This window comes from Paenibacillus sp. FSL H7-0942 (genome assembly GCF_045040715.1).
GTDB classification, from domain to species: domain Bacteria; phylum Bacillota; class Bacilli; order Paenibacillales; family Paenibacillaceae; genus Paenibacillus; species Paenibacillus amylolyticus.
In genome coordinates, this window is record NZ_CP150279.1 from 3,102,873 (window position 1) to 3,115,753 (window position 12,881).

General features: G+C 43.3%; 13 protein-coding genes. 10 read left to right on the plus strand and 3 right to left on the minus strand.

Annotated features, from left to right (window positions below; genetic code table 11):
• The first annotated feature begins 59 nt into the window (after nucleotides 1-59).
• The gene (locus MHI48_RS13935) at nucleotides 60-353 is read left to right on the plus strand and encodes a DUF3817 domain-containing protein (protein ID WP_076318167.1); all 294 of its coding nucleotides are present in this window, start codon (nucleotides 60-62) and stop codon (nucleotides 351-353) included.
• Between the two features lie 79 nt (nucleotides 354-432).
• Here MHI48_RS13935 and MHI48_RS13940 read toward each other — a convergent pair whose 3' ends face one another.
• Nucleotides 433-570 (minus strand): hypothetical protein, encoded by a 138-nt coding sequence (locus MHI48_RS13940; protein WP_179086465.1) that lies wholly within the window; start codon nucleotides 568-570, stop codon nucleotides 433-435.
• Nucleotides 571-688: 118 nt separating this feature from the next.
• On the opposite strand from MHI48_RS13940, the gene MHI48_RS13945 reads away from it, so the two are divergent.
• The 6 genes from MHI48_RS13945 to MHI48_RS13970 all read left to right on the plus strand — a co-directional run bounded on the left by MHI48_RS13945 (nucleotide 689) and on the right by MHI48_RS13970 (nucleotide 7,298).
• On the plus strand, nucleotides 689-1,033 hold the full coding sequence (locus tag MHI48_RS13945) for a thioredoxin family protein (protein WP_036670761.1): 345 nt from the start codon (nucleotides 689-691) through the stop codon (nucleotides 1,031-1,033).
• A gap of 180 nt (nucleotides 1,034-1,213) precedes the next feature.
• Complete coding sequence (locus MHI48_RS13950; RefSeq protein ID WP_076317996.1) at nucleotides 1,214-2,236, plus strand: LacI family DNA-binding transcriptional regulator; 1,023 nt, start codon at nucleotides 1,214-1,216, stop codon at nucleotides 2,234-2,236.
• A 119-nt stretch (nucleotides 2,237-2,355) separates the two neighbouring features.
• A complete protein-coding gene (locus MHI48_RS13955) occupies nucleotides 2,356-3,345 on the plus strand; it encodes a sugar ABC transporter permease (RefSeq protein WP_206099103.1) in 990 nt (329 codons plus the stop codon).
• 15 nt (nucleotides 3,346-3,360) lie between these two features.
• Complete coding sequence (locus tag MHI48_RS13960) at nucleotides 3,361-4,248, plus strand: carbohydrate ABC transporter permease (RefSeq protein WP_017688674.1); 888 nt, start codon at nucleotides 3,361-3,363, stop codon at nucleotides 4,246-4,248.
• A 37-nt stretch (nucleotides 4,249-4,285) separates the two neighbouring features.
• On the plus strand, nucleotides 4,286-5,929 hold the full coding sequence (locus MHI48_RS13965) for a sugar ABC transporter substrate-binding protein (protein WP_076327719.1): 1,644 nt from the start codon (nucleotides 4,286-4,288) through the stop codon (nucleotides 5,927-5,929).
• A gap of 22 nt (nucleotides 5,930-5,951) precedes the next feature.
• On the plus strand, nucleotides 5,952-7,298 hold the full coding sequence (locus MHI48_RS13970) for a glycoside hydrolase family 30 beta sandwich domain-containing protein (protein WP_076327718.1): 1,347 nt from the start codon (nucleotides 5,952-5,954) through the stop codon (nucleotides 7,296-7,298).
• 114 nt (nucleotides 7,299-7,412) lie between these two features.
• Here the strand turns inward: MHI48_RS13970 and MHI48_RS13975 are convergent, their stop codons facing one another.
• Nucleotides 7,413-7,820, minus strand: a complete 408-nt coding sequence (locus MHI48_RS13975) for a hypothetical protein (protein ID WP_235193806.1) — start codon at nucleotides 7,818-7,820, stop codon at nucleotides 7,413-7,415.
• 287 nt (nucleotides 7,821-8,107) lie between these two features.
• Between MHI48_RS13975 and MHI48_RS13980 the strand changes: the two genes are divergently transcribed.
• Nucleotides 8,108-9,100: a hypothetical protein gene (locus tag MHI48_RS13980; protein ID WP_143781410.1), complete on the plus strand. Its 993-nt coding sequence runs from the start codon at nucleotides 8,108-8,110 to the stop codon at nucleotides 9,098-9,100.
• A 61-nt stretch (nucleotides 9,101-9,161) separates the two neighbouring features.
• The gene (locus MHI48_RS13985; RefSeq protein WP_076249441.1) at nucleotides 9,162-10,247 is read left to right on the plus strand and encodes a glycoside hydrolase family 99-like domain-containing protein; all 1,086 of its coding nucleotides are present in this window, start codon (nucleotides 9,162-9,164) and stop codon (nucleotides 10,245-10,247) included.
• A 28-nt stretch (nucleotides 10,248-10,275) separates the two neighbouring features.
• On the opposite strand, the gene MHI48_RS13990 is transcribed toward MHI48_RS13985, so the two are convergent.
• Entirely contained in the window at nucleotides 10,276-11,121 is an 846-nt protein-coding gene (locus MHI48_RS13990) for an AraC family transcriptional regulator (RefSeq protein ID WP_076249440.1), read from the minus strand.
• 122 nt (nucleotides 11,122-11,243) lie between these two features.
• On the opposite strand from MHI48_RS13990, the gene MHI48_RS13995 reads away from it, so the two are divergent.
• Entirely contained in the window at nucleotides 11,244-12,704 is a 1,461-nt protein-coding gene (locus MHI48_RS13995; protein WP_076249439.1) for an alpha-L-fucosidase, read from the plus strand.
• The last annotated feature ends 177 nt before the right edge of the window (nucleotides 12,705-12,881 follow it).

Consider the following 12,881-nt stretch of genomic DNA (forward strand, 5'->3'; position numbering starts at 1 on the left):
ATCATGTTACAAGTTACATATTTCACAAACGATTAGCGGGAAAGGTGAGAATGGACTTTATGAAAACAGTGACAGGCCGATTCAGAATTGCGGGCATATGGGAGGGCATATCCTTACTTCTGTTGATTTTTATTGCTATGCCTCTGAAATATTTTGCAGATATCTCTTCCGCTGTAGCCGTAATGGGCATGATTCATGGTATTTTATTTCCTTTGTACCTTATTGCCCTTGTGCATTTGGCTCTGGTCAAAAAGTGGAAGATAACACGCTGGCTGATGGGTGGACTCGCCGGTCTACTGCCGTTTGGAACTTTTGTATTCGAATCTTATCTTCGGAAGAGAGATTGGAAATAAAAATCAATAAGAATAAATGAAAGCAGGCGACTAATTCAGATGTTATCCGAATTGTCGCCTGTTACTTTCTGTACAAGTTCTACTTTACTGTACCTTGCTGACGATCGGACAATAAGCTGACTCCAATATCGCCTGAGGCATTCGACACAGGTGTATACGCCGAGAAGGAAGTAACAACAACCAGGGTAGTGAACAGAAATAAGAATGATTTTTTCATACCATAACCTCTTTCATATGGGGATATATTCCATTTGATTCTAACGCACATAGGCTATACTTGAAAAGAAAAAGTTTAAATGAGCAAGCTATTGAATGATCGAAAGGGTTGAGCTTCTATGAAAGATATTCATGAGTTAACATCCATAGAAATGGTTGAAGAAGTTATTCAACAACATGAATTGGTTTTTTTGTATGTATCTCGTCCAGAGTGCAGTGTATGTCACGCTTTACTCCCCAAGATCAGGGCGTTGCTTGAACCTTATCCATCAATATACCTCGGTCACATTAATGCTAACGACGTGGAAGAAGTTGCTTCCAAGTTTCTTATTTTTACCGTTCCAACAATGATCATGCTTGTGGAGCAGAAGGAATATATTCGAGCGGATCGTTTTGTTCGCTTGGAACGTCTGGAAGAGCAGCTGCAACAGATTCACTCCATGTATATCCAGGATGAGGAATAGAAAGCTAAAGCTTCATGAACGGCGGCTCATACATGAGCCGTTTTTTTGCGCCCGCAGTGGCATATAGCTATGAATAAAGTACATGATGCCTGAACTCGCAAATTAAAGTGTTGCCATGAAAACGGTTTTATGATAATTTAAACATTATAAAAACGTTTTTATAGTAAAGGAACAAAACTTATGGCAAAGATAACGATTAAAGATGTAGCAAGGGAAGCGGGCGTATCCATATCTACGGTCTCCAACGCCTTAAATGGTGTGGATGTCTTGAACCCGGAGACAAAATCACATGTTCTTAAGGTGGCAGAGCGTTTAAATTATGTGCCCAATCTGAATGGCAAGCTGTTGAAGTCCGGTCAAACCAAAATGCTTGGTTTTTTCACTACAAGTGTATCGGGTCCGTATTTTTATAAGCTGGTTGAATCAATGTCTCGCGAATGTGATCGTCTTGGGTATGGTTTGAATGTATTTGTGACCAAGGATAAACACGTTATTATGAGTAATATTTTGGGTCGGCGGGTGGATGGTGTCATTATCTACGAAGAGCTTCGGATTGATGAGCAAGATATTATCGCCATGGAGAAAGACAAGATCAAGGCGGTTTTTCTGGATCGGGTCTATCAGAGTGATACGATGGGAAGTGTCATTTTTGACTCGTATGTGGCTGCTTATGAAGCAACCAAGTATTTAATTGGGCTGGGGCACAAGAAAATTGCTTATATTTCGGGTGTGGACACGATGTTTGACAGTGTGCAGCGTAGAGACGGCTATTTGGCTGCCTTGCATGAATACCAGCTTCCAATCGATGAAGATTACATTATACAAGGGTATTTTGAGGAGGAGAGCACGTATAGTGCGATAAAATCTTTTCTTCATTTGCACCCCGGCAAGCGGCCTGATGCATTTCTTGCAGGGAATGACTTGAGTGCAATTGGCTGTATGCATGCGTTGAAGTCTGAGGGCTTTGAAGTGCCTCAAGATGTTAGTGTCGTGGGTTTTGACGATATTGATATCGCACAGTATTTTTCTCCACCGCTTACAACGGTAAGAAATCAAATTGCAAGACAGGGTATTCTGGCAATCAATCAACTGGTGGGTATGATCAAGGAGAAAGAACAAGGGGCTGCACAGAAATTGACGGGTGAGCTGGTGGTGAGAGGTTCAAGCCATGTGAAGATCGACCGGAAAGACTACCGCACATAAGTTGACTCAGCTTCTTCTCCGGTCTTTTTTTACATAAATAAAAACAAAGGGGTTTTTTATGTTCAAAAATAAAAACGTTTTTATAAACATGTATGCATGATGGAGGGGAGTAAAAAAACGTGGATAAATTAGCCGTAGAGACTTCAACCGGTAAAAATGCGATCAGTCCCAATGGGAAGAAACCCATCGGGCAACGGATTAAAGAATTCATAGTCGATTATCGGAGACAATGGGAGATTCAATCGATGATTATCCCAGGCATTATCTTTATGATTATTTTCTGTTACATCCCGATTTACGGTTTGACAATTGCCTTCAAAAATTACACGGTCATTGATACGCTTGCTACCGCTCCTTGGGTAGGGCTCGATAATTTCAGAATCATTTTATCAGATAAATACTTCTGGGATGCAGTAGTGAATACGCTGGGGATCAGTTTTTTGAAATTAGGTATCGGGTTTGTCATTCCGATCATTCTCGCAATCATGATCTACGAGTTAAACAGCGGACGATTCAAGAAGTTTGTGCAAACGGTTTCATATTTACCTCACTTTTTGTCCTGGATCGTACTTGGGGGAATGCTGATCACCTGGTTTTCGACAACGGGCTTATTTAATCAGTTGTTACTTAGCCTGGGAGTGATCTCGCAACCGCAGAACATCTTGCTGGATGCAGGAAAGTATTGGTGGATTGCTACGTTATCGGATATTTGGAAAGAAGCAGGTTGGGGAACGATTCTGTATCTGGCGATCATGGCAAAGATTGATCCTACGTATTATGAAGCGGCCAAAATTGATGGTGCAAGCCGTCTTAGACAGATCTGGAATATCACATTGCCTAATATGAGATCCATTATCAGCCTAAATCTGATTTTAACTGTAAGCGGTTTATTAGGGTCCAATCTGGATCAGACACTGGTCCTCATGAACTCCCAGAACCGCGACAAAGCAGAAGTCATTAATTCGTACGTCTATCGTATGGGGATGTCTCAGGGCGACTTTTCATATGCAACGGCCGTTGGCTTGGGTGTCTCCATCATCTCTGTCATTCTACTCGTCACGGCAAACAAAATCACAAGCAAATTAAACGATAATCAATCTGTGTTGTAGAAGGAGGCATCCCGCGTGAATGGAAAGGTGGCAAAAGAAGATCTCGATAGTCGGATCTTTGATACCTTAAATATGATTTTGTTAATCATCTGTACGATCGTTATTCTGGTCCCGCTCTGGAATGTCATCATCTCTTCCTTTAGCTCAGGCAAAGCGTTGGCGGAAGGTGGGTTCATCTTCTGGTCACCGGAATTCTCGCTGGAGAATTACAGAGCTGTATTCAATGATCAGGGCATCTGGCAGGCCTTCTTCATATCGGTGTCCAAAACAACGATTGGCGTTGTTACACATGTGTTCTTCTGTGCCATGGTTGGTTACGGTCTGAGCAAAAAGTACATAAGAGGCCGTAAATTATACGTTGCCATGGGTGTTATTACCATGTTCTTCTCGGGCGGCATGATCCCGACATACCTGTTAATCAAATCACTTGGATTGTTAAACAGCTTCTGGGTGTACATTATTCCGGCGTTGTTCAGCTTCTATGATGTCGTAATTCTGATGAATTTCTTCCGGAATGTTCCGGATTCGCTGGAAGAATCGGCCAAGATTGACGGTGCAGGGGATTGGCATATTTTCCTGAAAATCTTCATTCCACTCTCCATGCCTGCCATGGCTACAATTGCGCTATTTAATGGGGTGGGGCAATGGAACGACTTCATGACAACCAAGTTATACATTACCGATCAGTCACTGTATCCACTTCAGATGATGTTGTATGAGATTATAGTTCAGTCCCAGACACAATCCATGCAAAATGTCGGGGGTTCGGCTGTGATAGAAACAACGACCAAAGGCGTGCAGCTAGCCACCATTGTCATTACGACACTACCTATCGTGCTGATTTATCCCATCGTTCAGAGATACTTTATCTCGGGAATGATGCTTGGAGCAGTCAAGGAATAGGAGCAACAAATACCCCATTTTGAGGAGGAACAAAAATATGTTGAAGTTGAACAAGACATCAGGCAAAAAAGGGATTAAATTGCTCGCAACACTGCTCACAGCCGTACTTATGATTACAGGTTGCAGTGGTGGATCGGGTGGCTCTAGTGAAGGGAACTGGGTATCCATTGAAGATCGTTATACGGTCGACCCGGAAAAGCCAGCTTGGCAGTTGGATAAAAAGGAAGAGGCTACCGACCTGACATGGTACGTCAATGCGGACTGGTGGAACACCGATTTTGGCAAGGACATTGTTACCAAGAAAATCAAAGAGGATCTGAACATCAATATTAAATTCATCACAGGTGATGATACCAAGTTAAACACCTTTTTCGCCGGTGGAGATATGCCTGACTTGCTGACCGTATTTGACTCCAATTCTCCTGTGGTACAAAAAGCTGCAACCTGGGCGATGCCGCTGAACGATCTGGCGGAAAAATATGATCCTTACTTCAATAAGGTAGCGGCTGCCGATACATTGAACTGGTTCCAATTGGCGGATGGTAAAACCTATGGTTACCCGAACTATTCCAATACACAGGAGGATTATGATAGCGGTAACATTCCTGCCAAAACGGCATTTATCATTCGTAAAGATGTGTACGAAGCTTTGGGTAGTCCGGTCATTGGAACGCCAGAAGAATTCCAGAATGTGATGAAACGAATTAAGCAAGAGTTCCCTGCGCTGATTCCATTCGGCTTTAATGCCGTAGGAGAAGGAACGGGTTCACTCGGAGATACGTTGCAAGACTTCATTGGTGTTCCGCTTGAGAACGAGAATGGAGAATTCTATGATCGTAATCTGGATGAAGATTACCTCACGTGGTTGAAAACATTGAACACCGTGTATAGAGACGGCAATATCAGTGATGACAGTTTTGCCGATGATGGAACCGCTTTTGAGGAAAAAGTGAAGTCCGGTAAATATGCGACCATGCTGCTTGACGGTACACCTCAACAAGGAGGAAACCTGCAAATCTACATGAGTGCCAATCCAGGCAAAGAATATGTTGCTATCGATGGACCGCAGAGTACCAAAGGTAATGCACCAACATTGAATCAATCCGGAATAACCGGGTGGATGATCAATTTCATTTCCAAGGACTGTAAAGATCCGGCCAAGGCCATTCAGATATTCACATACTTGCTGAGTGAAGAAGGACAGACGCTTATGAATTACGGGATCGAAGGGGAAACCTACCAAACCAAAGCCGACGGTAGTGTAGAATTGCTGCCAGCAGTGAAAGACATGCAACTGAATAACGCAGATCAATTCAAAAAGGATTATCGGATGGGTGAGTTTATGTTCTTCGGTCATGACCGCCACAAAGCACTCAGTGCAGATGCTTTTCCGGAAGCGATTAAACAGATGCAGGAGTGGGGCAAAGGCAAGCTGAAACCACACTTTATTCTGGAGAATATTAGCCCGGATCAAGGTACACCTGAAGCTCGTGCGTTGTCAGCAATCAATACGAAGTGGAATACAACGCTGGTCAGTATGGTACGGTCCAAGGATGATGCCTCGTATGACAATGCACTGGCTTCTTACAAGTCATTTTTAGGTGAGAACCGTTGGGAAGAGATTGTGAAGGTACGCAGTGAAAAGATGAAATTGAACAAAGAGAAACTAGGCATTCAATAATAGAAATACAAAGGAGAATCCTATGACTACATTTAAAATGTACAAATCTACGGGTGAAGAAGATTTATTTGTATCTCTATCCCAAGAGCAATTGAAACCACTAGATGCTGATAAGGAGACAACGACCATCCATCTGGATGATCAGTTAACGTATCAGGAGATGGACGGATTTGGTGCTTCTTTTACCGATTCATCTGCCTATTTGATCAACCAAATCTTGAGTGAGGAGCAGCGGGAAGAGGTTATGACCCGGCTGTTCCATCCAGAGAAAGGTATTGGGCTCTCGGTCATCCGAAATCCGATGGGAGCTTCGGACTATGCGAGAACGATATACAGTTATAACGATATGCCAGAACAGAAGGTAGACCCGAAATTAACCCAATTCAGCATTGCACATGATGAAGGGGACGTTATTCCTTTAACGCAAAAGGCGTTGGCATTGAACCCTGAAATGAAACTGTTTGCTTCACCATGGAGTGCACCGGGATGGATGAAAACGAGCGGATCGATGATTACCGGACAGTTGAAGGTTGAATGGTATCCCGTTTATGCTGAATATTTCGTGAAATACATTCAAGCGTATGGCAAGCATGGATTACCGATCCATGCCATTACACCACAGAATGAGGCGCTTTATGAACCCGGGCACTATCCTGGTATGTTGATGCCAGCCGAGGCCCAAGCAGATTTTATCAAAAACCATCTCAAACCAGCCTTTGTGCAAAACGATATTCAAACCAAAATTCTCTGTTACGATCACAACTGGGATCAACCGGACTATCCCCTGACTGTACTTGAACAAGCGGGAGAGGAAGTGGATGGCGTAGCCTGGCATTGGTACGGGGGCGATGCTTCTGCTCAAACGAAGGTTTATGAAGCTGTTGCAGGGAAAGAAGTGCATTTCACTGAAGGTTCGGGTGGAGAGTGGATTCCGCCATTTGAGCAAGCCTTCTCAAATGTGATGCGAACGGGAATTCAGATTCTTCGCAATTACAGCAAGTCCTTTGTACTTTGGAATATGGCACTTGATGAGAACAACGGGCCGACAGTTCCGGGATTTGGCCGCAGTACGTGTCGTGGGATCGTACAGGTGAATCAGCAAACAAAGGAACTTACGTATACACTTGATTATTATGCTCTGGCTCATTTCAGTGCTGTGATCCGCCCGAAGGCTGTTCGGATCGAATCAACATCCAGTGATGATGGAATTTGTTCTGTGGCTTTTAAAAATGCCGATGGTTCCGTAGCTGTAGTCCTCTTCAATGATGGGGAGAAAACGGGCAACATACAGGTTAAGCTGCGCGACGATGTATTGATGAAGTTCCAGCTGGAAAGCAAGAGTGTCTTGTCCGTATTGATCACAGATTAATAAATAGATGGAGTTATAAGTAGGCTTCATCAGAAAAGAAACCAAAAGAAGCGATATCCGGAATGTACTCGGATATCGCTTCTTTTGGTGAAATTCATCTGATTCAGGGTTATATTATACGGGTTGAATGGCGAGATGGGGTGTCCCGCTACTTTCATCAACGAACAGTATATATTGATTGCCAGCAGTCCCTGTTAAGACCAGACCGGGTTGACCTGCAACACCAGGATTGTAATATCTGAATTGTTGCAAAACGGGGAGGGAGACTGGAAGAGTAGGTTGATTAAGTGCCATTAATTGTGTAGCGGCCTTAACGCTATCTCCAGCTTCAATCACTCCGCCTACACCCAAATGGTTGACAATCGAGGAGCTGGCGTTGATTTGAAGGCTTCCTGTTATGGTCTGACTGCCATTGACGTTTAGATCGACACCAACGGTTTGATTACCATTAACTTGCAGATCTTGGTTAATGGTCTGATTACCGGTGACAAGGATGCTATCAAATGTTGGCAAAGATATCATCTCCTATATAGTATTCTTATATTCTATGAGGACAAGATCTGGAATGATCCGGGTGGCTACACATTATATACTTGGGATAAAGCCCCTTTTGCAGATAAAGAGTTAGCGAAACACTATTTCGTGCATATTGTAGGCAGAGAATGTTTTCGCATGGAACAGGAGGGTTTGTTATCCAAAAGAAGTCAAGAACGCAGGTTAAGTCCGCGAAAAAGAAACGTTCAGTTCATGATGCGAACCGGTTATTCCTGAGACAGATGAATGTGGTTCTGAACAGGAAACTCAAATCCATGCGTAAACATATGGAAGTACAGCAATTGGAACTGAATCAGCAATGGCTGAAAATGATGCAGGTGGGAAGCATACCTACCCGAGAAGTACCAAAAGTGATCTATAAGGAGTTAAATGTGCTTCTTATCACTCCTTGTAATGACCGAGAAATGTCATCACATTGCGTCCTGATTGAACAGAGTCTGAAACATCTCGTGAGAAATGTGAATGAGATTAAATATATCGAATCCGTGTCAGCCTGCTTGTCTTCTAATGATGTTGACCTAATTATGGTCATCGGAAGCGAAGAAAACTTGCCGGATGAGAATATTACAGCATTAAGGACATCAACCGTGAAGAAGGCCATCTGGTTGTCTGCCGATCAACATGTGAACCAAAGCGAAACTATTCTACCGATTTTTGATCACGTGTTTACACAACATTCAACCCAAATAAGCGATGATCAGCATCATATGGGAAGCACTGGTAGTCATGAACTGTTCATGCCGCCTGATCCACATATATTCTGTCCGCAAGCTGTTCCCTCGGAGTACGAATCGGATGTTTATATCATCGGGGATGCAGAATCGGATGGCATCGTCACCGCTGTTGCCAAATCGGGTCTTTTGGATAACAAAAAGGTTCGGGTAGATGGAAAGGGTTGGGCACAGATCGGGGATTTCAAGCCTGTTCATACGAATGAAGCTCGTCAGATGTTATATAACGGAAGTAAACTGGTTATTCATCGTGGCGAATCAATCAAAAACGTGATGGAAATTGCCGCATGTGGGACGTTTCAGCTCATAGGACCATCTGTGAATCAGAGCAACGGGATTGACCTTAGTAACTTTCAACAATACAACTCTTGTGAAGAACTCACTCTGAAGTTTGAACATTACTGGCAGAGTGTTGATGCAAGGAGACTGGCCGCTAGCCATGCTCTGGCATACATGAAATATAATCAATCCCATCTACAAAAAACATTGCGACTGCTGGATATCATTTTCATATAAATCATCCCAAAAATCACAGGAGCGTAGGCTGCATCAAGTTGCTGCATTGGAGGAGTTCTGATTGAAGGTAATTGCTCTGCATCTGCCCCAATTTCACCGGATTGAGGAGAACGACCGATGGTGGGGGGACGGTTTTACTGAATGGACCAATGTAAGAAAAGCCACGCCTTTATATTCGGGTCATCATCAGCCTAAGCAGCCGTTTCAGGGGAAATATTATGATCTTTCCGATCCAGATGTACGAAATTGGCAAGCGGAAACGGCTAAACAACATGGCATTTATGGATTTTGTTATTATCATTATTGGTTCAAAGGCAAGCGTTTGCTGGAAAAACCAGTGAATGAAATTTTGGAAAGTGGGGAGCCTGATTTTCCTTTTTGCTTGTCCTGGGCCAATGAGACATGGACAAGAAAATGGGATGGGCAAGAATCCGATGTTCTCATGGCCCAGAACTATGGGGATCGAGAGGATTGGGAAGAACATTTTAATTATCTGGTAAAAGTATTTAAGGACAAACGATATATTCGAGTGGAAGATAAGCCATTATTTCTGATCTATCGACCAGCCAGTATTCCGCAATGTGAGGAAATGATTCAGTTTTGGCGTGAATTGGCTTTGAAGCATGGCCTGAAAGGGATTCATTTTGTGCAGACCATTGGTGGATTCCCTACATTTAATGGTCAGATCTTTGATGCGAGTATGGAATTTGAACCGCATTATACGTTTGCACATGGACATATGAATGGAATCTGGATCGAAATGAATATCAAGGGACAGCAGCATATTGCTGTGAATTACGACAAGGTATGGTCCTCCATTCTCGAACGAACACCACACCGTAACGGAGAAATTGTTTATCCAGGTGCTTTTGTCAATTGGGATAATACACCGCGGAGAGGTGTTGACGGACAGAGTACGCTCGGGGCCACCCCAGAGAAGTTTGGGCTGTATCTGTCCAGACAGATGGAACGAGCGAGGACGCTGTACAAAAGTGAATATCTTTTTGTTAATGCCTGGAATGAGTGGGCGGAAGGGGCATATCTTGAGCCGGATCAAAACTATGGTTATGCTTATTTGAGAGAACTCAAGAAAGTAACTCAGCATGAATCGAACAGAAACAAGTCTATAGGAGGGAGTTCCGAATGAGGGAACTCTCTCTTTGCTTTGAGTTTATTTATAGACCATGTTTCGTTGTAAGTCCCGTTTGTTGTTTGCGGTACTCCGTTGGAGTTAACCCTGTATGCTTTTTGAACTGTCTGGAGAAATAATACAAATCACTGAAACCGAGATGCTCGGCGATGGTGGTTATTGTGTTCGGGGTGCAGGCCAGCAACTCCTTGGCCTTATCGATTTTTTTGCCAGTAATATAGAGGATCGGAGGAACACCGATCTGCTGCTTGAAGAATCGAATGAAATAATTCGGATGCATGTAGGCGATCTGGGCCAGATCCTGAACCGAAATATTCTCTTCGATGTTGGAATCAATATAAGCCAGAATGGTGGACAGTTTCTCCATGACAGGCACGTTAATAAAAGAGATCTGATCCAGATCCAGATTCATTATATAGTGGGACAGTAGCTCGGTTAGTTTGCTCTTGGCCATCATATGGCCATAGACTTCATCGGATTTTGCATATGTAAGGATACTGCTGAAGATTGCTTGAATCAACTCAGGTTGATCTATCGTACAGATGTGTGGGAATTTCAGAATTTGGAACAGATTGATTCCCCCAACCTTTGCGCTAAAGTGACACCAATATTTGAGAAAAGGACGGTCATTAATGGCAGAGTAGGACTGTTGGATCCCCTCTGGCATTAAAATAAGTTGATTAGGTGCAGGGTAATACTCCTCATCCCCAATTTTGAGCCAACCTTCACCTTCGCATATGAAATAAAACTTGCTGTAATCGGGCGTGTAATCCAGATCCCGCCAATCCGTATCGCACCGATTGTAATTGACCATGAATAATTCGACTTGGAGATTGGACAGGTAGTTCGTAAGCAAAGTTTGATGATTCATACTTTTCATCTCCATACAAGGTTATTATTGTCCATCTAAAAGTTAGTGTTCTGCATGTCTATCTTTCAGCCGTAGCACTACAATACAACTACAGACAATAACAGAAGGGATGAGAACATCTCATGGACAAAAACGAATATTTGCAACATATTGAAGCAACGATTGAGAGCGGTAATTTCAAGGACAACTGGAGTTCGCTTAGCACCTTCCAAGTACCCGAATGGTACCCAAAAGCGAAATTCGGCATATTCATTCACTGGGGGCTATATTCTGTACCAGCCTATGATAGCGAATGGTATTCGCGAAATATGTACATACAAGGGACCAAAGCTTATGAACATCACCTTGAGGTGTATGGACCTCATAAGGACTTTGGATATAAAGACTTCATTCCGATGTTTCGTGCAGAGAAGTTCGATGCAGACGAATGGGCAACGTTATTCAAACAGGCTGGAGCCAGATATGTTATGCCTGTGGCTGAGCACCATGATGGTTTTCAGATGTACAAAAGCTCTATCTCTCACTATAACACATATGAAATGGGCCCCAAACGGGATCTTCTCGGTGAGATGAAGGTTGCATACGAGAAGCAGGGGCTGACATTATGCGTGTCGTCTCACCGCGCCGAGCACTGGTTCTTCATGTCTCACGGGAAGGAGTTTGATTCAGATATTAAGGAACCTCTGGAGCGTGGGGATTTCTATTGGCCTGCCATGCCTGAACCCAAGGATCACTTCGACTTGTATGACTCACCTCCAACCGAGGAGTATCTGGAGGACTGGTTGATTCGCTGCTGTGAACTGGTCGATCAATATCAGCCAAAGGTCTTTTATTTTGATTGGTGGATTCAAACGGTTGCGTTCAAACCCTATCTTAAAAAATTTGCTGCCTATTATTATAACAAAGGCGAAGAATGGGGCGTGCCTGTAGCTATCAATTATAAACATGAGGCCTACATGTTTGGTAGTGCCGTTCCGGATGTGGAGCGGGGACAGTTCGCTGAGCTTAAGCCCTATTTTTGGCAAACGGATACAGCTGTTGCTAAAAACTCATGGTGTTATACGGAAAATAATAACTATAAAACGGCTGAAGAGATCATTCGGGATCTCGTCGATATTGTAAGCAAAAACGGAAATTTACTGCTGAACATTGGACCCAAAGCAGACGGCAGCATACCGGAAGAAGATCGTGAGATTTTGCTGAGCATTGGCAAGTGGCTGGAAGTGAATGGGGAAGCGATCTATGACACGTCATTCTGGCGTACGTTTGGCGAGGGTCCGACAGAGGTGAAGGAAGGGCAATTCACGGATGGGGATACGAAGATATTTACGAGTGAAGATATACGGTTTACGTTAAAAGAAAGCGATCTGTATGCCACGGTTCTTGCCTATCCAGATAACGGGGTGGTGCAGATTAAATCCCTGAAGGAAAATTCTCACCATTTTCAAGGGGGCATTCAAGATATTCAGGTACTTGGTTACGAGGAACAACCGAAATGGGAGAGAACAGCGGACGCACTGATGATCACAACGACAACTGTGAAAAGTAATGCGCCTATTGTTTTCAAAATTAAATTGGACTAATCAACAAAGATAAATTAAATACTGTAAATATAAAAAGGGCGCATCTAGGAGTATTGTACTCATCGGATAGCGCTCTTTTGGTTGGGTTATACATAAGGCTGACTTCCATGCAAAATCCTCTTCATGATAATGGAGGCTCCTCCAAGCTGAAAACTGTAATTCGGAAATTTACTTATA

Bases quoted from the DNA above. Each gene is read 5' to 3' on its own strand.
- MHI48_RS13945 (WP_036670761.1), top strand. From the start codon at position 689: ATGAAAGATATTCATGAGTTAACATCCATAGAAATGGTTGAAGAAGTT.
- MHI48_RS13935 (WP_076318167.1), top strand. From the start codon at position 60: ATGAAAACAGTGACAGGCCGATTCAGAATTGCGGGCATATGGGAGGGC.
- MHI48_RS13995 (WP_076249439.1), top strand. From the start codon at position 11,244: ATGGACAAAAACGAATATTTGCAACATATTGAAGCAACGATTGAGAGC.
- MHI48_RS13970 (WP_076327718.1), top strand. From the start codon at position 5,952: ATGACTACATTTAAAATGTACAAATCTACGGGTGAAGAAGATTTATTT.
- MHI48_RS13965 (WP_076327719.1), top strand. From the start codon at position 4,286: ATGTTGAAGTTGAACAAGACATCAGGCAAAAAAGGGATTAAATTGCTC.
- MHI48_RS13980 (WP_143781410.1), top strand. From the start codon at position 8,108: ATGCGTAAACATATGGAAGTACAGCAATTGGAACTGAATCAGCAATGG.
- MHI48_RS13940 (WP_179086465.1), bottom strand. From the start codon at position 570: ATGAAAAAATCATTCTTATTTCTGTTCACTACCCTGGTTGTTGTTACT.
- MHI48_RS13990 (WP_076249440.1), bottom strand. From the start codon at position 11,121: ATGAATCATCAAACTTTGCTTACGAACTACCTGTCCAATCTCCAAGTC.
- MHI48_RS13950 (WP_076317996.1), top strand. From the start codon at position 1,214: ATGGCAAAGATAACGATTAAAGATGTAGCAAGGGAAGCGGGCGTATCC.
- MHI48_RS13975 (WP_235193806.1), bottom strand. From the start codon at position 7,820: ATGATATCTTTGCCAACATTTGATAGCATCCTTGTCACCGGTAATCAG.